The sequence below is a fragment of the Microbacterium karelineae genome (assembly GCF_009745985.1).
Classification (GTDB): domain Bacteria; phylum Actinomycetota; class Actinomycetes; order Actinomycetales; family Microbacteriaceae; genus Microbacterium; species Microbacterium karelineae.
Window position 1 is genome coordinate 1 of the sequence record NZ_WFIX01000184.1, and the last position, 18,297, is coordinate 18,297.

An 18,297-nucleotide genomic window follows, 5' to 3' on the forward strand; every position below is an offset into this window, starting at 1 on the left:
GTTGGGTTCTAGCGGTGGTCGCAACGCCCTGACTTTCAGGAGGTCGCGGCCATCGTGTCGTTTTCGGAGAAGCGTCAACAGTTCCTCGTCCTGCTCGACGAGGTCGGCAACGTGGGGATCGCCGCTCGCGAGCTGGGCGTGAACTACTACACCGCCCGCAATTGGGCGCGGAAAGCGGGAAAGCGATCGGTCCGCCAGCCGCGTCCGGATTCGCGCCAGGGCGAGTACAAGCGGCTCCGGGAAGAGGGAGCGTCTCGACGAGACGCGGCCCAGCGGGTCGGGATCCACGAACGCACCGCCCAGGACTGGGACCACGGTGTCCATCACTCGCGGAACTCGCGGTTTCATCCCGACGGGCGCCGCGTGAATTACTCCACCGGTCAGGTCACGATGGAGTCCATGACGACTCCACCACCATCACAGGTTCCCGAGCAGACGGGTTCTCGTCTGCTGTCGCTTCCAGAACGGGAGAAGATCGCGGATCTGACCCGACTCGGTTGGTCGTTGCGGGCGATCGGCCGGGACCTGGGAAGGTCGGCATCGACGATCAAACGCGAGCTCGACGCCCGGACCACCGGCGGCGTCTATCTGCCGTATGGCGCGCATCGTGACGCGGCCGTGAAACGGGCGCGCCCGAAGCCAGCGAAGCTCGCCCAGCCGGGACGGCTGCGGGAGTTCGTGTCGGACCGGTTGGCGCAACAATGGTCTCCGGAGCAGATCAGCGGCGTCTTGTCGCGTGATCACGCCGGCGACGAGAGCATGCAGGTGAGCACGGAGACGATCTACCAGGCGATCTATGTCCAGGCCCGCGGCGGCCTGAAACGCGCCGTCGTCGACGCGCTGCGCACCGGACGGACCCGTCGTAAGCCGCACCGATCGCCGGGACACCGCACGAGCCGGTTCGTCGATCCGATGATCATGATCAGCGACCGCCCCGCGGACGTCGAAGACCGCGCCGTCCCCGGGCACTGGGAAGGGGACCTGATCGTCGGGGCGGGCAACCAGTCCGCGATCGTCACCCTCGTCGAACGGTCCACGCGTTACGTGATGCTCGGGCATCTGCCTAGCGACCATACCGCCGAGGCTGTCCGGGATGTTCTCGTCCCCCTGATCGGTTCGTTGCCTGCGCATCTGCGCGGGTCGCTGACCTGGGACCAGGGATCGGAGATGGCCGACCACAAGGCATTCCGGATCGCCACGAACGTCCCGGTCTACTTCTGTGATCCCGCCGCGCCCTGGCAACGCGGCTCGAACGAGAACACCAACGGGCTGCTGCGGCAGTACTTCCCGAAGGGCACCGATCTGTCGATCCACGGTCCGGAAGATCTCGAGCACGTCGCGCAGAAACTCAACGGCCGTCCCCGCAAGACACTCGGTTGGGACACCCCAGCCGAGCGTCTGCTACAACTCGTATAAAACACCCGGTGTTGCGACCACCACTGGAATCCGCCCGCTGACGACAGGGCGTGTCGTGGCTACTGCTCGAGATGGCTCAGCCGAGCCGGCGCAGCGCCGCCCGGGCGGCGAGGCGGCCCGGCATGCCGTGCACGCCGGGGCCCGGCACGGTCGACGCAGAGCAGAGGAAGATGCGCGGATCCGGCGTCGCCTGCGGGGTGAGGCTCAGCCGCGGGCGCGCGATCAGCTGCCGCAGATCGGGGATCCCGCCGTCGATCGCGCCGCCGATGAGGTTCGCATTGTGCGCCTCGAGCTCGGCGGGGCCCGAGGCATGGCGTGCGAGGATCCGTTCCCGGAACCCGGGAGCGAACGCCTCGATCCGCCGTTCGATCGCCTCCGTGAGATCGCCGTCGTAGCCGAACGGCACGTGCGCGTATCCGCCGAACGCGTTCTTCCCCTCCGGCGCGCGCGAGGGATCCATCATGGACGCCTGCGACAGCAGCAGGAACGGCTCGTCGGGCACCCGGCCGGCGGCGACGTCGCGCTCGGCGCGGATCACCTGCTCGGCCGTGCCGCCGAGATGGATGAAGCCGGCCTCGCCGAGGGCGGGATCCGCCCAGGGCACGGGGCCGTCGAGCGCCCAGTCGACCTTGAACACGGCGGCGCCGTAGCGCATCCGGTGCAGCGCGTTCGCGTACGACGGGGTGAAGCGGTGTCCCGCGATCCGCAGGGCATCGTGCGGCGAGGTGTCGAGGAGGACGGCGCGGGCGCTCGGCAGATCGTCGATGCTCGTCACGCGTGTGGCCGTCACGACCTCGCCGCCTAGCCGGGCGAGACGTGCGAGCAGGGCGTCGGCGATCGACTGCGTGCCGCCGACCGCGGCCGGCCAGCCGACGCCGTGTGCGAGGGCGCCGAGCGCGACGCCCACGAGGGCTGCCGCGGGACGGCGCAGGTCGACGATCGAGTGCGCGGCGAGGCCCGCGAGAACGCCGCGCGAGCGCTCGTCGCGCAGCGCGCGCAGGATCCAGGGGAGCGGCCAGACGCTCGTCGCGCCGAGCGCGATGAGGTCGGGCGTCGGGCGCAGCGGATCCCCGATCGCGCGGCCGAGCTGTCGCGGGCGCGATCCGAAGGTGCCCGCGACAGCGCGCCAGAGGCGTTCGTCGGCTCCGAAGGCGGCGGCGGTCTCCGCGACGTCGCGACGCAGGATCCCCGACTCGCCCGGGCGGATCGCGTGGCCGAGCGGCACGTCGGTCTGCGCGAACTCGAGGCCCTCGCGCTCGAGACCGAGCGCGCGGAACGCGGGGCTCGCCATCGCCATCGGATGATTCGACGCGCACAGGTCATGGCGGAATCCCGGCAGCGTCGTCTCCGCCGTGCGCAGCCCGCCGCCCGGCGTCTCCTGCGCCTCCATCACGACGACGCGCCAGCCGGCTTCGGCGAGGGTGACGGCGGCGACGAGGCCGTTGGGGCCGGATCCGACGATCACGGCGTCGACATCGAAGGAGGCCACCTGATCACGCTACCGCCGTTCCCTCCAGCACAACGCAGTCGATCCGGCCCGGAAGATGCTCTGAGGGGCTGATTCCGGCAGATGCCGCCCGGATCGACTGCGTTGTGTTGGTGTGGACGAGGCCACACGAGGACGCCGGAGAGGCGCAGCCTGCCGAGCGGATCCTGTTGCGCATCAACACAACGCAGTCGATCCGGCGTGGATTGGGCCGGCAGGGGCCGAATCCGGTTGCTGCCGCTCGGATCGACTGCGTTGTGTTGGGAGGGGCGGCCTCACGCGAGGGCGTGGGCGACGAGGCGCTCGAGGGTGCGGATGCCGTCGCGCGACAGGATCGACTCGAGGTGGCCCTGCACGCTCGCGAAGCCCGCGCCGCGCAGCGCGTACACGTCGCCTGCATCGGATGCGGCGATCTCGACGTCGCCGACGGCCCCGCACCGCGTCTCGCTCGGCGTCAGCACCCGGACGCCGGGCTGCACGCGGGCCGTGAAGGTGTTGTAGAAGCCGATCGCGGCCGGCTCGCCGAAGACGTCGACCGTGAGCTGCAGTCCCTGATGCGGGCTCTCGAGGGGCGCGATCGCGATGCCGAGGCGGGTCGCGAGCACCTGATGGCTGAGGCAGACGGCGAGCAGGGGCGCCCGTGTCTCGAGCCGGCGGGCGACGATCTCGCGCAGGCGCCGCACGCGGGGGTTCGCGTCGTCGAGAGGATCGCCGGGGCCGGGTCCCGTGACGACGATCTCGGCGGCGTCGACGGCGGCGTCAGCGACGTCGCTCCACAGCGCGATCTCGACCTCGAGGCCCAGCCGACGCAGCTGGTGGGCGAGCATCGTCGTGAAGCGGTCCTCGGCGTCGACCACGAGCGCCCGGCGCCCGGCCAGCGACTCGGCCGGCTCGTGATGCGACTGGTCGTCGAGCCAGAACCGAGCGAGGCGCGCGTTGCGCGACGCGAGCAGCTCCGCGATCTCGGGGTCGTCCGCCAGGCGGGCCGGTGCGGCTCCGGGAGCGTCCTCGTCGACGCCGGCGACCGACGTGACGGCTCGGGGGATCGCGCCGATGGCGCCGAGCACGCCCGCGGCCTTGCCGTGCGTCTCGCTCACCTCGCCGTACGGGTCGCTGTGGCGCACGAGCGTCGCCCCGGCGGGCACGCGGAGGCGTCCGTCCTCGATGTACGCGGTGCGGATGAGGATCGGTGCGTCGAGGTCGTGTCCGCCGTCGCGGGGCGTGAACAGCGCGGCGACACCCGAGTAGTAGCCGCGGGGCTTCGCCTCGTGGCGGCGGATCACGGCGCACGCGTTCTGCATGGGCGATCCGGTCACGGTCGGTGCGAACATCGTCTCGCGCAGGATGTCGCGCGGATCCAGGGCGGAGCGGCCCCGCAGCACGTACTCGGTGTGCGTGAGGCGCGACATCTCCTTGAGGTGTGGGCCCGTGATGCGGCCGCCGTCGCTGCAGACGGCGCTCATCATCTTGAGCTCCTCGTCGACGACCATGAACAGCTCCTCCGTCTCCTTCGTGTCGCGGAGGAAGGCGCTGAGCGTCTCGGCGGTCGCGCCGCCGGCGGGGTGGCGGAACGTACCCGAGATCGGGTTCATCTCGACGATGCGGCCGTCGGCGGATCCGTCGCTCGTCGCGGTGACATGCGCCTCCGGGCTCGCGCCCACGGCGACGTGATCCGGGGTGACGATCGCGAAGGTCCAGTAGGCGCCGCGCTCGTGCTCGAGCAGGGCGCGGAACCATGTCAGCGCGGCGACGCGCGGATCCGCCTCGACGTCGGCCGTGTAGTCGCGACGGATGACGAAGTTGGCGCCCTCGCCGCGGCCGATCTCGTCGCGGATGACGGTGCGCACGATGTCGGCGTAGCGCTCGTCGTCGATGTCGAACCCGGCGTCCGCGAGGGGGATCTCGTCGCTCGGCAGCGCGCGGAGGACATCATCGGCGGGGAAGACGACCCGCTCGTCGACGACGAGGCAGCGCAGGGGAGCGCCGTCGTCGTGGGCCTCGAATCCGCGCTCGACGACCTGGCGGAACGGGACCATCGCGAGCACCTCCTGCGGGGCGCCGTCGGCGCCGGTCAGGGGGATATCGGCGAGGTGCGCGACGTCGGCGACGGGGCCCGTCAACAGCTCGACGGTCGCTGCGCCGTCGCGGGCGATCAGCGCGAAGGACCGCTGCGGATCGGCCGCGAGCGCGGCGAGCAGGGAGGCGGCAGTGTCAACCATGGGACTCACTTCTGGGGCTTCGGGCGGCGGCCCCGGATACACGAAACGACCGCCGCAGGAGACGGTCGTTTTTCGATGGGTCGCGAAAAGGTCCGCCTAGGAAGCGGGCCACCAGGAGACGATCGCGAACACGGATCCGACGCTACACAGTCGCTGGGGATCCCTGCAACTGCGCCTCGCGCGCGGGCGGCGCGGCGTAGGCTTAGCGGCGTGCCAGCAGTGAACCTCGGTATGCCCAGTGCGCGCCAGACTCTCGCCCCGCGTCGCCGATCGCGGCAGATCAGCGTGGGCAAGGTCAAGGTCGGAGGCGACGCGCCCGTCAGCGTGCAGTCGATGACCACGACGAAGACGCACGACATCAACGCGACCCTGCAGCAGATCGCCGAGCTGACGGCGTCTGGCTGCGAGATCGTGCGCGTCGCGTGTCCGACCGACAAGGACGCCGAGGCGCTGAAGATCATCGCCATGAAGAGCCAGATCCCGGTGATCGCCGACATCCACTTCCAGCCGAAGTACGTGTTCGAGGCGATCGACGCGGGCTGCGGAGCCGTGCGGGTGAACCCGGGCAACATCCGGAAGTTCGATGACCGCGTGGGCGAGATCGCGAAGGCCGCGAAGGACGCGGGCGTCAGCCTGCGCATCGGCGTGAACGCGGGATCCCTCGACCGCCGCCTGCTCGAGAAGTACGGCAAGGCGACGCCGGAGGCGCTCGCCGAGTCGGCCGTGTGGGAGGCATCGCTGTTCGAGGAGCACGACTTCCATGACTTCAAGATCTCGGTCAAGCACAACGATCCCGTCGTGATGGTGCAGGCCTACCGCGTGCTCGCCGAGCGCGGCGACTGGCCGCTGCACCTCGGCGTGACCGAGGCCGGCCCGGCGTTCCAGGGCACGATCAAGTCGGCGACGGCCTTCGGGATCCTCCTCGCGGAGGGCATCGGCGACACGATCCGCGTCTCGCTCTCGGCGCCGCCCGCCGAGGAGGTCAAGGTCGGGCATCAGATTCTGCAGTCGCTGAACCTGCGTGAGCGCACTCTCGAGATCGTGTCGTGCCCGTCCTGCGGCCGCGCGCAGGTCGACGTCTACACGCTCGCCGAGGACGTGACCGAGGGCCTCAAGGACATGACGGTGCCGCTGCGCGTCGCCGTCATGGGGTGCGTCGTCAACGGCCCCGGCGAGGCGCGCGATGCCGACCTCGGCGTCGCGAGCGGCAACGGCAAGGGTCAGATCTTCGTCAAGGGCGAGGTCATCAAGACGGTGCCCGAGGCTGACATCGTCGAGACGCTCATCCAGGAGGCGAACCGCCTCGCCGACGAGATGGGCCCCGATGCCCGCACGGGAACGGCCCAGGTCGTCACGGTCTGAGCGGTTCGAGGTGGGTCTCGAGCCAGGATGTCGACTGCTCGAGGCCGATCTCACCGCTCGCGATGCCGATGACGTATTCGAATGCTCCGTCGGCGGTCAGGTGCTCGATCATGCGTCCTCGAGCCTCCGAGGCACCTCGGCCTCCTCATCACGAAGGCGATCGAAATCGGAGCGGAGCCGCGCCCGCTGCAGCCGCTGCCGCACGAGCTCCTCGACGCCGCTGAGCACGAGGGCGTGCTTCGACATGTGCTCGGCCGCGGCGATCGTGTCGAGGGCGGAGTCGAGCTCGGGCGGGAGGCGGAGTGTCATGGCCGTACCGGCATGGTATCGAAGTGGTATCACGCCCGCCGAGGGTGGCCGCGCTCCCGTGTCAGGGGAGCGCCGTAGGGTGAGAGCATGACTCTCACGACGACCGCACCGGCCGTGCCGTGGGGCGACGCGCTGGGGCAGGATGCCGCGGTCGACGTGCTGCGGCGTGCGGCCGCCGACCCGTCGCAGCTCGCGCACGGCTGGCTGCTCACGGGCCCTCCGGGATCCGGTCGCTCGACGCTCGCGCTCGCGTTCGCGGCGGCGCTCATCGCCGAGGGCGATCACGACGTCGCCACGATGAAGCAGGTGCAGGCCGGATCGCATCCCGACCTCACGCAGCTGCGCACGGAGGGCGTGATCATCACAATCCGCCAGGCCCGAGACATCGTCGAGCGCTCCTACTACGCCCCGAGCATCGGCCGGCACCGCGTGATCGTCGTCGAGGACGCCGACCGCATGACCGAGCGCACGTCGAACGTGCTGCTGAAGGCGCTCGAAGAGCCGCCGGAGCACACGGTGTGGGTGCTGTGCGCGCCGAGCGAGGCCGATCTGCTGCCGACGATCCGGTCCCGCGTGCGCACACTGCGGCTGCGAGAGCTCGAGGTCGACGACGTCGCGCAGCTGCTCGTCGAGCGCACGGGCGTCGACGCCACGCTCGCCGAGCAGGCGGCCCGGCACGCGCAGCGGCACATCGGCATGGCGCACCGCCTCGCCACCGACGAGGCATCGCGCGAGCGCCGGGAGCAGACACTGCGCGACGTGCTGCGCGCGCGGGGGATCGGCGACGTCGTCGAGGTCGCCGGGCGCATCGTGCAGGCCGCGAACGACGACGCGAAGGCGCTCACGGCCGAGCGCGACGAGGCCGAGCGCGCGAGTCTGCTGCACACGGTGGGCGTGGCCGACGGCGCGAAGGTGCCGCCCGCCGTGCGCTCGCAGCTGAACGCCCTGAAGGAAGACCAGGAGAAGCGCGCGAAGCGCAGCGTTCGCGACGGTCTCGACCGCGTGCTCACCGACATGCAGTCTCTGTTCCGAGACATCGCGCTGCTGCAGCTCGGCCGCACAGCGGGGCTCATCAACGTCGAGTTCCTCGACGAGATGCGCGAGCTCGGCTCCGCGTGGGGCCCGCGCCGCGCGCTGGCCGTGCTCGACCACATCGCCGAGACGCGGGGCGCGCTCGGCCACAACGTCCAGCCGACGCTCGCCCTCGAGAGTCTGCTCATCACGATCGTCAGCGGGAGGAAGCCCTGAGCATGCGCACCCGAATCCGCCGCGTCGTCGCGGTCTGCGCGATGGCCGTCGCCGCGAGCCTGGTGGCGTCGTGTGCGAATCCGTTCGTGCTCGACGCGTCGGGCGGCGAATCCGCCCCGGTGCTCGACGGCGTCCCCGACGACCTGCTGCCGTTCTACGATCAGCCGCCCGAGTGGGAGGACTGCGAGCAGCCGATGACGAGCGAGCCCGTCGAATGCGCCACGATCACGGCCCCGCTCGACTGGCACGATCCCGAAGCGGGTGAGATCGAGCTGCGCATCGCGCGCGCGGCCGACCGGCCGTCCGATCCGCAGGGATCTCTGCTCATGAACCCGGGTGGTCCCGGGGCCTCCGGAATCGATCTCCTGTTCTCGTCCCTCGAATACGACGGTGTCGGCGAGGCGCTGGCCGAGAGCTTCGATCTCGTGGGCTTCGACCCGCGTGGCGTCTCCCGGTCGACCCCCGTCGAGTGCCTCGACGCACGCGGCATGGATGCCTACCTCTACGACGTCCCGGCGGGAGAGCGCGGCACGTCGGAGTGGGAGAAAGGCCAGGAGCAGGCGGCGCAGACGTTCGCCGACGCGTGCGCGGAGAACTCGGGCGATGTGCTCGAGTTCATCACGACCGAGCAGGCCGCGCGGGACATGGACCTGCTGCGCGCCGTGCTCGGCGATCGGCAACTCACCTACCTCGGCTACTCGTACGGCACGTACCTCGGCGCGACGTACGCGGAGCTGTTCCCCGACAACGTCGGGCGGCTCGTGCTCGACGGCGCCCTGGACCCGTCGGTGCCGGGCAGCGAGGTCGGCACGACGCAGGTGGGCGCGTTCGAGAAGGCGCTCCACACGTATCTCGAGAGCTGCCTCGAGGCGGCGACCTGCCCGTTCCGCGGCACCGTCGACCAGGCGCTCGACGAGATCTCGGCGCTCCTCGCGTCGGTCGACCGTCATCCGCTCGTGTCGTCGGATGGGCGCGAGCTCGGCGGCGACTCCCTCATGACGGCCATCGTCGCGGCGCTGTACAGCGAGGAGAACTGGCCGTACCTCACGAGCGCGCTCGCGGGCGCGCTCGACGGGGATCCCGCCGATGCGATGTTCCTCGCCGACTTCTACAACGGGCGCGAGGGCGGCGGGTACTCGTCGAACTCGACGGAGGCGTTCCATGCCTACAACTGCATGGACTATCCGGATGAGGGCGAGATGACCGACGCGCAGGAGCGCGAGCTCGAGGAGACGGCGCCCGTCACGTGGCAGTACATGATGGGCGCCGATGTGTGCGAGTTCTGGCCGTTCCCGCCGTCGGGCGAGCGGGAGGAGATCCACGCCGAGGGGGCGGCCCCGATCGTCGTCATCGGCACGACGGGTGACCCGGCGACGCCGTTCGCATGGGCCGAGGCTCTCGCCGAGCAGCTCGACAGCGGCACCCTCATCACCTACGAGGCCGAGGGGCACACCGCCTACCAGGCGGGCAGCGCGTGCGTCGACGGCGCGGTCGAGGCCTACCTCGTCGATGGCACGCTCCCCGACGAGGGCCTCGTCTGCCAGCAGGGGTGATGCGGCGCGCGATCACCGCCGATAGGCGGTGCGCGCGTACTCGTCGTACGGCGAGGCCTGCACGGTCGCGCGGATGCGGGGCATGCCCAGATCTGCGTCGGGCGCCGTTCCGTGGCCGGGGTGCTCGCCCCAGACGACGTCGACGGGCGTACCGGGTTGTGCGTGCTCGGCGTCGACGAGGGCCAGGGACAGCAGCGTTCCCACGGGGCCGATGTGCGAGGTCCAGAACGTCATGCCGACCAGCTTGCCGCCCGCCTCGATGCGGAAGCGCCCGTAGCTGTTGAGGTAGTCGAGGTCGTCTCCGAGCACGCGCGTGACGTCGTCGGCGTCGAATTCGAGCGTCACCTTCGTGCGACGCACCTCGTCGCGGGTGGCGAGCAGGGCATCGCGGCCGATGAAGTCGTGATCGAACGAGATCGAGCGACCGTAGCCGAGCTCCCAGGGCGACACGTAGTAGTCCTCGATGCGATCGGAGTAGAAGCTCCCGTTCAGCGGCTTCTTCCCCTCGTAGGAGTATGCGCTGAGCGAGCGGCGGTAGTCGGTGAGGCGCTCGTCGGTGTAGATGGCGGGCGTCGGCGTGGGGATCCAGCCGCTCTCGACGCCGTTCGTGAAGTATGCCTTCCCGCCGACCTGGACGAGGCCCGACGGCTCGCCCGCGGCGAGGATGTCGTCCTTGACGGCGCCGTAGTCGGCGAAGTCGCCGATGAACTCGAACCCGGCCTGTCCGGCCATGCCGTGGCGCAGCGCGCGCACGGGGCGCCCCGCGATCTGCACCACGATCGAGTGGAAGAACTTCACGTCGGGCGCGGAGCCGCCGAGCAGGCGCTCGATGGCGTCCATCGCGTGGGGCCCCTGCACCTGGAAGCGGAAGAGCTTCGGGTCGGCCTCGGTGCGCACCGACGAGTCGGGGTCCGTCGAGAACTCGACGTCGTAGCCGCCCGTCTGCGCATGGTGCTTCACCCAGTTCTGCGCCGCAGGCACTCCCGTGAGGGTGTAGTCCTCCTCGCCCGTGCGCTGGAGGATGCCGTCGACGATGATGTTGCCGTCGTATGCGACGGGGACGAACTGCTTCGCCTGGCCGATCGCGAACTTGTCGTAGTTGTTCGCGCTCACCTCGCTGAGCAGCTTCGTGATGTCGGATCCGCGGAAGAACGTGTCGAACATGTGGAACGACAGGTCGAACAGTGCGACGCCCGTGCGCCAGGCCGCCTGCTCCTCGCGCCAGCCGGCGAACTCGGGCTCCACGACGGGAACCGTCCAGGCGGGGGCGCTGGGCCTCCACAGGAGCTGGATCGGGGATCCGGCGGCGTCGATGGCGCTCTGCAGGTCGGGTGCGGTCATGAGGGTTCCTGTTCTCGTCGTCGAGTGGGTGGAAGGTCGGCGCGCGCGGAGGGAGAGATCAGAAGATGATGTTCGCGTCGTGTGCGACGAGCACGCCCTCGTGACGCGCGTCATGTCTCTCCGTCGAGCGAGTTCGGTGACGGCCACGGTAGCGGCGCGCGCACTGTATGTCAATCAACTGAATTGATCGCAGATGATTGCATGATGTATGAAATCGCGACAGATCTCTGTATATTTGTCCCCCATCCCCGATGACGTGGAGGAATCATGACCGACATCGATGAAGCTCCTGCGGACCACGATCCCGGAGGCGGAGGCGTCTCACTGACGAGGCGTCAGGTATTCGGAGGGCTGGCGGGGTCGCTCCTGCTCGGCGGCGTCGCGGGCGGCGCGATCGGCGGAGCCGTCGGCGCGAGAGCCGACGGCTCGTCGCCGAGTCCGCAGGTGTCCGATGCGGCGGCACCGTCCGACGGTCCGCGCGCGCCGCTCGAAGTCATCACGCTCGGAACGAAGGGCGGGCCGCCACCCGACCCGGATCGGGCCGGGATCTCGACGGCGGTGATCGTGGACGGGGCCGTCTATGTCGTCGACGCAGGGCGAGGGTCCCTGACGCAGTACGTCAGGGCGGGCCTGGCTCTCGCAGACCTCACCGCGATGTTCGTCACGCATCTGCACATCGATCATGTGGCGGATCTGTACGACTACTTCCTGCTCGGCGGCAACGCGAACTTCGGAGACACGGTTCCCGACAGGGTTCCGGTCTACGGCCCTGGCCCGGCGGGCTGGCTTCCGGAGCCGTTCGAAGGTGCCGAGGTGCCCACGGTGGGGGGCGATGATCCCACTCCCGGACTCACAGACGTCCTCGACACCTGGGCGGGTGCTCACGCGTACAGCACCAATCTGTTCATCCGCGGCAGTTCGATCCGCGATCCGCGTGGGCAGATCGACGATCGTGAGATCGACGTGTCGGGCGTCGACGCGACCGCGGCGGATACGGCGCCTCGGATGGATCCGCTGGTCGTGCATGAGGATGACCGCGTGCGCCTGAGCGCGATCCTCGTGCCGCACGGCGGGGTCTTCCCCGCGTTCGCGTATCGCTTCGATACGGATCACGGGTCCGTGACGCTCTCAGGTGACACGACCTACTCCGACAACCTGCTGTCGTTGGCGCGTGACACCGACATCCTCATCCACGAGGCAGTGAATGTCGAGGGCTTCGATGGCCCACCGGCTCTCATCGATCACCTGCTGACATCGCACATCGAGATCCAGCGCGCAGGCGAGGTCGCTCAGGCCGCCGGGGCGAGGCGTCTGGTCATGAGTCACGTCGGCGACCTCGCGAACGACGTCGTCGATCCCGCCCGGTGGAAGGCTTGGGCGCAGGAGGGGTACGACGGAGAGGTCACGATCGCGAACGATCTCGATCGCTTCCGCGTGTGAGTCGTGATGCGACGTCGGCCTCGGTGGAGCGTCCGCCGGGGGCGGCGTCGCCTCAGTCGGGCCCGTCGAGCATGAGGGTGCCGCTGCGGATCGGAACTGATCTGCAGACATGTGAAATGATGTTCGTTTGCTGTAAAGATTTCACGCGTGCAGAAACAGCTTCGATCCATGCATCATGGATGGATGACAACTGTGCCCGGCTGGACCGATGGACTCCCGTATGCCCTTTTTCGCGCGAATCAGGCCGTGCATCGGAGGCTCGAGGAGGCGATCGCGGGGCTCGACGTCACGGTGACGCAGCTGGGGATCGCCGTGCACCTCGCCGAGCTCGGGCACATGTCGGCGTCGGATCTCGCGCGCCGCTTTCGCATCACCCCGCAGTCGGCCTCGACGGCGCTTGGGAGCCTCGAGTCGAAGGGGTGGGTGAGGCGGACGCCGCATCCATATCACGGTCGCGTCATCTGGTATGAGGTGACCGATGTGGGTCGGACGGGCGTCGTCGAGGGGCGTCGTCGCCTCGCTCAGCTGCACGAGAGCCTCCGTGAGGTGCTCGGAGAGGAGCTCATGGGTGCGGCGATCGCGCAGATGCACGAGGTGACCGAGGCGCTCGACGGGCCGGAGATCCCGTCGCCGACCATGTGGCGATGAGACCCCGAACCTCACACAGGTCGTCTCGTCCCGAGGTGCTCGAGGTCGTCGGCCACCCGCTCGCGAAGGCGCCCGCCGCGCAGTCGTGCGGCGGGCGCGATCGTGGATGCGGTCAGTGAAGCTGGAGGTAGTCCTCGAGCGTCGCGGGCGTCGCCGTGAGCAGCGGGTCGTTGACGGGCTCTCCCGGGAACTCGCTCGCCTCGAAGAACCACCGGCGCGAGGCGGGCATGCCCCATAGCTGTGAGCGGCGTGGGTTCGAGACGTCCCAGCGGATCGGCTCCTCTTCGAGGTCGATGAACTGGTAGTGCGTCGTGAACAGCTCGATGCGGTGCTGGTCGGGGTCGCGCACGTAGAGGAACAGGGCGTTGCTGATCCCGTGGCGACCCGGACCGCGGTCGATCTCCTCGCCGAAGCCGGTCGCGCCCGCGACATCCGCCGCGTGCAGGAGTGCCGTGGCGTCGGGCACCGTGTACGCGAAGTGGTGCAGGCGCGGCCCGCGGCCGTTCGTGAAGACGAGGTCGTGGGTGTTGCCCTTGACCTCCAACCACGTGCCCCACAGCTCGTCGGTGCCGTCCTTGGCCGTGTACTCCGACATGCGCATGCCGAGGCCGGCCCAGAAGTCGGTGGCCGTCTGCACGTCGTGCGTGACGCACTGGAAGTGGTCGAGGCGCTGGGGGGCGCCCGCGACGAACTCGTCGAAGGCCTGCATCCTGCGCTCGACCTGTGTCATCGAGCTCGTGAGCTCCATGTGCGTGCCGACGCCGTCGGTGAACTGCAGGGTCGGGCCCTGGTGCGGTCTCTCGACGCGCTGGTGCGGGATGCCCGCGGCGGCGAAGTGCTTCTCGGCGGCGACGATGTCGTCGTCGGTGCGCACACGGAAGCCCACACGCAGCGCCTTGGCCTCGTCGGCGGGCTCGAGCACCAGGCTGTGGTGGGCCGCCTCCTCGAGGCCGCGCAGGTAGATCGCGTCGTCGGTCTCCTCCGTGACGACGAGGCCGATCGTGTCGCGATAGAAGTCCCGGCTCGCTGCCAGATCGGTCACGGCGAGCGCGACGTGGCTGGCACGGGTGATGTCGAAGGGTGGGGTGAAGTTGGTGGTGGGGAGCATCGTCGTCTCCTTAGTCGTCGGAATGAGTGAGCGCCCACTGCCGACGCAGCGCGTGACCGTAGTCGTTGCCGTTCGGCAGGCGCAGCGTCGTGTGCACGTGGAAGCGCGCGGGTTCGGTGTTGCTCAGCCAGACGCCGGCGTGGTTGTCGAGCTCTGCGACGATGACCGGGCTCTGGACGCGGAAGTAGACCGGCTGCGATCCGTCGGCCGCGCCGTACCAGCTGAACCAGGTGTCGTCGATGTGCGCATCGAACTCGGCGAGGGCGAGGCGTCGCTGGTCTTCTCGGAGGAGAAGGTGGAAGTCCGCGACGATATCCCGCAGGAGCCCGCGCTGAGCATCGTGCAGATCCGTCGCGCGGATTCCCTCGTAGGGGATGACGCGATTATCGCGGAACGCCCCCGCCACGTGACGCTCGTCCGCGGGGTGGAGACGCCCCTCCGGCATACGCGGATCGAGGACGGAATCGTACACGATCGCCTCGGTCCGCTGGGATCTCGTGAGGGAGGCGGCGAGGGCGAGGGCGAGGCGCTCGCGGTGGTCGAAGATCGGGGCGCGCTCGCCGCCGGTCAGCGCGGGCTCCGCGCCGAGGAAGCACGGCGCGACGACGTGCCGGCCGCCGATCATCACGAAGTGCAGGGCGACGTGGTGGCCGAACAGCTGCCAGCCCCACGGTGCGCCTGTGGACGGATCCCCGTACACGGCGAAGAAGTAGCTGCGGTTGTTCATCACCATCGGCAGATCGGTCAGCTCGCCGAGGAAGCCGTTCAGGTTCATCGCCTCGGTGACGCGGGCGTATCCCTCGGGACTCAGCGACTGTTCGACGAGTCGGAGGATCGCCCGCACCGTTTCGTCGCCGAGATCCTCGAGTCGGATGCCGACCTCGTGGATGACGAACTCGGGATTGCTCCACGCTCGCCATTCGGGCGCATCGAGCGAGTATGTGGCGCGCTCGCGCTCGGCCGGGGAGAGCGCCGCGAGGGCGCCCTCCGCCGCCTCGACGAGTGCGGGCTCCTCGGCCTCGCCCACATCTCCGAGGTCCCAGACATCCTGTACGGACCCGTCTGACGTCACGCCGCGGAACGGCTCATCGTAGAGCGCGCGCCAATCGGCCAGGAGCTCCTGCACGAACGGATGATCCGTGCGCCTCGCCGCGAACTCGCGCCATACCTGCCCTCGCCATTCGGCGAGGTGGGGGTCGTCGACGTCGAAGAGGAAGCTCCGATAGCTCTCGTCTGTCAGCGTGACGGCGTCGCCGCGGCCGGCCACCCGATCGCTCGAGAAGAACCCGTCGATGTCGCGATCTCGCTGCTCGGACATGGGCCCCTCAGATGGGAAGGTCGAACATCTGCTTGGCGTTCCTCCACAGAACCGCCTCGCGGTCGTCGTCGGAGATGTCGACCTCGTTCTTGAGGAAGTCGACGCCCTGGCTCATCCAGCTGCGGAAGACGGGGAACGAGGACCCGAACATGTAGTGATCGGATCCTGAGATCTCGAGAGCGGCCTCGATCTGCTTCTTCCCCCACGAATGCGGGTGCGTCAGGTCGAAGTAGATGTTCTGGTCGAGGTACTGACGGATCCTATCGCCGCCGGTCGGGTCGAGGCGGCTCAGCGACTCGGCCTTGACGGGCTTGTGGGGAGTGAGCAGCTGCTGGCTCGCGAACCAGTTGCCGCCGAGCATCGTGTGGATGAGCTTGAGGTCGGGAAGCTCGTCGAACATGCCGCTGAACAGCTCGCGTCCCACGGCGATCCCCTGGTCGATGATGCGACCGTACTCGCGTCGCAGGTTCGTGTAGTCGACGACCGACTTCCACTCGACCGGGAGCGGCGTGTGATGGACGATGACCGGAAGGCCCTTGTCGTTGAGGACCTTGAGGTACGGACGGAACACGTCGTCGTCGAGGTAGAGCTGGCCGTAGTGGCAGGCGAGCTGCACGCCGACGACGCCGAGCTCGTCGATGCACCGCTCGAGCTCGTAGATGTTCTCCTTCCCGCCCCACGGCGGGATGCATGCGGTCGAGAACAGGCGTCCGCCTGACTTCTCGACGATGGCCGCAGCGTTGTCGTTGACCGCCCTGCAGGTGTCGAGGTCGAGCCACTCCTGCCACACCGGGACGCGCATGATGCCGTAGTCGACGCCGGCATCGTCCATCACGGCGAGCTTCGCCTCGACCGAGTAGTCGCCATCGACGTAGTTGAGGTTCTGATGGCCCGCCGGCTTCTCGAGGATCAGCTGCTGCCTGCCGTCATCCGCCGTGCCGAGCGTCGCGATCTCCCCGAAGCCGCGCGGAGCGGTGCTCAGGAAGCCGTTGAGGATCTTCTCGTTCGTGAAGAGGTCCTCGGGAAGGTGATGGATGTTGATGTCGACGACCGTCATTGTCGCCCTCTCTGTTCGAAGCCGGTGGATCCGACGGCGGTCGCACACTGCGCGACTCCGCCGTCTCCCCACTCACACTAGGACGGCGGCGGGCGTGGAGAGTTGCAGGATCATGCACGTTTAAGTTGCGCGAATTCCGGTGCCCGCGACGACGCCCAGTGGATAGCGTCATCGATATCCCAATCGCACCCTGCATCGGCGAACCTGACGCGGACGAGGGTGACTGCACAGTCGCAAGGAGGCGCTCATGCAGAAGAACAGGAAGGCACTCGCCGCGCTCGCCCCGCTGGCGATCGCGGGCGTGATGCTCGCCAGCTGCTCGGCCGACGGATCCGACGGGGGCTCGACGGGCGCGGACAACGGGGGCGGGTCTGCTGCTGAGTCGACGCTCCGCGTCAACTACGGCGAGTTCCCGGAGAACTGGTCGCCCGGCCAGGCGATGGAGGGCGGGCCGGCGCGCGTCGTATACGAGACGCTCCTGGCACCCGGTGATGACGGGATGCCGGCTCCGAACCTCGCGACGGACTATGAGCTGACGGCCGACGCGCTCACGCTCACGCTGCGCGAGGACGTCACGTTCCACGACGGCGAGCCGTTCGACGCGGAGGCCGTCAAGGCGAATGTCGAGTTCGTGCAGGCGGGGGCCACCCAGGCGTCCGGCCAGCTCGGATCCATCGAGTCGGTCGATGTGGTCGACGAGTTCATCGTGCGATTCAACTTGAGTGAGCCCAACCCGTCCCTCGCCCACACGCTCACCTCGCGCGCTCTTCTCATCGCGAGCCCGGTCTCGCTCGAGAGCGGCGACAGCGCGACGCATCCCGTGGGCACCTCGCCGTGGGCCTACGATCCTGACGCCTCGGTCATGGGAACGCGCCTCATGTTCGCCGGCACAGATGACTACTGGGGTGAGCAGCCGGCGTTCGACGACGTCGAGCTCTATGCGATCGGCGAGTCCGAGGCCGCAGCTGCCGCGCTGCGCAATGGCGAGATCGACGTGAGCGAGGTCGAACCCGATGCGGTGGCCGCCTTCGAGGGCACCGACGTCGAGTCGATCATGTATCCGGCGATCCGCAACAACATCGTCTTCTTCGACCGCGGTCCCGGCGGCGTGTTCGAGTCGCAGGAGCTGCGTCAGGCCTTCTGCACCGCGATGGATGTCGAGACATTCGCGAACGACATCGCCGACGACTTCGAGGCCGCGACCCAGCACTTCGACGAGGGCGAGGCCGGGTACAGTTCGGACATCGACGGCTACCCGGCCGACATCGACGCCGCCACGGCGCTCTACGAGGCGGCCGGAAGCCCGTCGATCTCCTTCGATCTCATCGGCGCGGTGTACAACGCGCACCAGCTCGAGGTCTTCATGGAGATGGCCTCCGAGATCGGGGACGTGAACATCTCCGTCGAGTCGGTTCCGCCGCCGCAGTTCGGTTCGGAGTGGAACACGGGGCGGTACCCGCTGGGTCTCGGCAGCACCGATGAGGCCACGCCGTACGAGTGGTACAAGGCGTGGTTCGCGGCGGATGCGCCGAACAACCCGGCTGGCGTCGAAAGCGACGAGCTGAGGGCAGCGGCCGACGCGGCGATCGCCGCGGGCGACTCCGCCGAAGCCGCTGAGCTGTGGGGCGATGTCGCCGAGATCGTCGCCGACGAGGCTCTCGTCTGCGCGCACGCGCGCGGTCTTGAGACGATCGCCTGGAACTCGACCACCGTGAGCGGGGTCGACCAGCCGGCGGAGAAGTGGGAGCCGCAGCTCCTCAACTACCGCGATGTCGCGCCCGTCGAGTGACGG

General features: G+C 69.1%; 16 protein-coding genes. 8 read left to right on the top strand and 8 right to left on the bottom strand.

The window, feature by feature from the left end; all coding sequences use genetic code 11:
- Positions 1 to 282: 282 nt before the first annotated feature.
- The gene (locus GB932_RS11365; protein ID WP_156760168.1) at positions 283 to 1,416 is read left to right on the top strand and encodes an IS30 family transposase; all 1,134 of its coding nucleotides are present in this window, start codon (positions 283 to 285) and stop codon (positions 1,414 to 1,416) included.
- A 76-nt stretch (positions 1,417 to 1,492) separates the two neighbouring features.
- Here GB932_RS11365 and GB932_RS11370 read toward each other — a convergent pair whose 3' ends face one another.
- Together GB932_RS11370 and GB932_RS11375 are read right to left on the bottom strand one after the other, a co-directional pair.
- Complete coding sequence (locus GB932_RS11370; protein WP_156760817.1) at positions 1,493 to 2,905, bottom strand: phytoene desaturase family protein; 1,413 nt, start codon at positions 2,903 to 2,905, stop codon at positions 1,493 to 1,495.
- Positions 2,906 to 3,177: 272 nt separating this feature from the next.
- The gene (locus GB932_RS11375; protein ID WP_156760818.1) at positions 3,178 to 5,121 is read right to left on the bottom strand and encodes a chorismate-binding protein; all 1,944 of its coding nucleotides are present in this window, start codon (positions 5,119 to 5,121) and stop codon (positions 3,178 to 3,180) included.
- A 231-nt stretch (positions 5,122 to 5,352) separates the two neighbouring features.
- On the opposite strand from GB932_RS11375, the gene ispG reads away from it, so the two are divergent.
- A complete protein-coding gene (gene ispG / locus GB932_RS11380) occupies positions 5,353 to 6,483 on the top strand; it encodes a flavodoxin-dependent (E)-4-hydroxy-3-methylbut-2-enyl-diphosphate synthase (RefSeq protein ID WP_156760963.1) in 1,131 nt (376 codons plus the stop codon).
- On the opposite strand, the gene GB932_RS19625 is transcribed toward ispG, so the two are convergent.
- Entirely contained in the window at positions 6,473 to 6,595 is a 123-nt protein-coding gene (locus tag GB932_RS19625; RefSeq protein WP_306769952.1) for a hypothetical protein, read from the bottom strand. The two genes, ispG and GB932_RS19625, sit on opposite strands and share 11 nt — an antisense overlap.
- The gene (locus GB932_RS11385) at positions 6,592 to 6,792 is read right to left on the bottom strand and encodes a hypothetical protein (RefSeq protein ID WP_156760819.1); all 201 of its coding nucleotides are present in this window, start codon (positions 6,790 to 6,792) and stop codon (positions 6,592 to 6,594) included. Before GB932_RS11385 ends, GB932_RS19625 begins: the two co-directional genes overlap by 4 nt.
- A gap of 87 nt (positions 6,793 to 6,879) precedes the next feature.
- On the opposite strand from GB932_RS11385, the gene GB932_RS11390 reads away from it, so the two are divergent.
- A complete protein-coding gene (locus GB932_RS11390; protein ID WP_156760820.1) occupies positions 6,880 to 8,040 on the top strand; it encodes a DNA polymerase III subunit delta' in 1,161 nt (386 codons plus the stop codon).
- Between the two features lie 2 nt (positions 8,041 to 8,042).
- On the top strand, positions 8,043 to 9,593 hold the full coding sequence (locus GB932_RS11395) for an alpha/beta hydrolase (RefSeq protein ID WP_156760821.1): 1,551 nt from the start codon (positions 8,043 to 8,045) through the stop codon (positions 9,591 to 9,593).
- A 12-nt stretch (positions 9,594 to 9,605) separates the two neighbouring features.
- On the opposite strand, the gene GB932_RS11400 is transcribed toward GB932_RS11395, so the two are convergent.
- Entirely contained in the window at positions 9,606 to 10,934 is a 1,329-nt protein-coding gene (locus GB932_RS11400; protein ID WP_156760822.1) for an aminomethyl transferase family protein, read from the bottom strand.
- Between the two features lie 267 nt (positions 10,935 to 11,201).
- Here GB932_RS11400 and GB932_RS11405 point away from each other — a divergent pair, with 267 nt between their 5' ends.
- From GB932_RS11405 to GB932_RS19630, 3 genes are all read left to right on the top strand, one after another.
- Positions 11,202 to 12,374: an MBL fold metallo-hydrolase gene (locus tag GB932_RS11405; protein ID WP_156760823.1), complete on the top strand. Its 1,173-nt coding sequence runs from the start codon at positions 11,202 to 11,204 to the stop codon at positions 12,372 to 12,374.
- Between the two features lie 183 nt (positions 12,375 to 12,557).
- Positions 12,558 to 13,022, top strand: coding sequence for a MarR family winged helix-turn-helix transcriptional regulator (locus GB932_RS11410; protein WP_156760824.1), 465 nt, complete (start codon positions 12,558 to 12,560; stop codon positions 13,020 to 13,022).
- A complete protein-coding gene (locus GB932_RS19630; protein WP_306769953.1) occupies positions 13,019 to 13,141 on the top strand; it encodes a hypothetical protein in 123 nt (40 codons plus the stop codon). The genes GB932_RS11410 and GB932_RS19630 overlap by 4 nt, the downstream gene beginning before the upstream one ends.
- Here the strand turns inward: GB932_RS19630 and hpaD are convergent.
- From hpaD to GB932_RS11425, 3 genes are read right to left on the bottom strand one after another with little or no spacing between them, the layout of a single operon-like run.
- Positions 13,135 to 14,130 carry a 3,4-dihydroxyphenylacetate 2,3-dioxygenase gene (gene hpaD, locus GB932_RS11415; RefSeq protein ID WP_156760825.1) on the bottom strand — a complete coding sequence of 332 codons (996 nt, stop codon included), beginning with the start codon at positions 14,128 to 14,130 and terminating at the stop codon, positions 13,135 to 13,137. The two genes, GB932_RS19630 and hpaD, sit on opposite strands and share 7 nt — an antisense overlap.
- Positions 14,131 to 14,140: 10 nt before the next feature.
- Positions 14,141 to 15,448 (bottom strand): DUF3500 domain-containing protein, encoded by a 1,308-nt coding sequence (locus GB932_RS11420; RefSeq protein ID WP_156760826.1) that lies wholly within the window; start codon positions 15,446 to 15,448, stop codon positions 14,141 to 14,143.
- 7 nt (positions 15,449 to 15,455) lie between these two features.
- A complete protein-coding gene (locus tag GB932_RS11425; protein ID WP_156760827.1) occupies positions 15,456 to 16,505 on the bottom strand; it encodes an amidohydrolase family protein in 1,050 nt (349 codons plus the stop codon).
- A gap of 247 nt (positions 16,506 to 16,752) precedes the next feature.
- Here GB932_RS11425 and GB932_RS11430 point away from each other — a divergent pair, with 247 nt between their 5' ends.
- Complete coding sequence (locus GB932_RS11430; protein ID WP_156760828.1) at positions 16,753 to 18,294, top strand: ABC transporter substrate-binding protein; 1,542 nt, start codon at positions 16,753 to 16,755, stop codon at positions 18,292 to 18,294.
- Positions 18,295 to 18,297 lie beyond the last annotated feature (3 nt).

What these genes read in the sequence shown, in the direction of transcription:
- GB932_RS11375 (WP_156760818.1), bottom strand. Translation starts at nt 5,121, where the DNA reads ATGGTTGACACTGCCGCCTCCCTGCTCGCCGCGCTCGCGGCCGATCCG.
- ispG (WP_156760963.1), top strand. Translation starts at nt 5,353, where the DNA reads ATGCCCAGTGCGCGCCAGACTCTCGCCCCGCGTCGCCGATCGCGGCAG.
- GB932_RS19625 (WP_306769952.1), bottom strand. Translation starts at nt 6,595, where the DNA reads ATGATCGAGCACCTGACCGCCGACGGAGCATTCGAATACGTCATCGGC.
- GB932_RS11385 (WP_156760819.1), bottom strand. Translation starts at nt 6,792, where the DNA reads ATGACACTCCGCCTCCCGCCCGAGCTCGACTCCGCCCTCGACACGATC.
- GB932_RS11390 (WP_156760820.1), top strand. Translation starts at nt 6,880, where the DNA reads ATGACTCTCACGACGACCGCACCGGCCGTGCCGTGGGGCGACGCGCTG.
- GB932_RS11395 (WP_156760821.1), top strand. Translation starts at nt 8,043, where the DNA reads ATGCGCACCCGAATCCGCCGCGTCGTCGCGGTCTGCGCGATGGCCGTC.
- GB932_RS11400 (WP_156760822.1), bottom strand. Translation starts at nt 10,934, where the DNA reads ATGACCGCACCCGACCTGCAGAGCGCCATCGACGCCGCCGGATCCCCG.
- GB932_RS11405 (WP_156760823.1), top strand. Translation starts at nt 11,202, where the DNA reads ATGACCGACATCGATGAAGCTCCTGCGGACCACGATCCCGGAGGCGGA.
- GB932_RS11410 (WP_156760824.1), top strand. Translation starts at nt 12,558, where the DNA reads ATGACAACTGTGCCCGGCTGGACCGATGGACTCCCGTATGCCCTTTTT.
- GB932_RS19630 (WP_306769953.1), top strand. Translation starts at nt 13,019, where the DNA reads ATGAGACCCCGAACCTCACACAGGTCGTCTCGTCCCGAGGTGCTCGAG.
- hpaD (WP_156760825.1), bottom strand. Translation starts at nt 14,130, where the DNA reads ATGCTCCCCACCACCAACTTCACCCCACCCTTCGACATCACCCGTGCC.
- GB932_RS11420 (WP_156760826.1), bottom strand. Translation starts at nt 15,448, where the DNA reads ATGTCCGAGCAGCGAGATCGCGACATCGACGGGTTCTTCTCGAGCGAT.
- GB932_RS11425 (WP_156760827.1), bottom strand. Translation starts at nt 16,505, where the DNA reads ATGACGGTCGTCGACATCAACATCCATCACCTTCCCGAGGACCTCTTC.
- GB932_RS11430 (WP_156760828.1), top strand. Translation starts at nt 16,753, where the DNA reads ATGCAGAAGAACAGGAAGGCACTCGCCGCGCTCGCCCCGCTGGCGATC.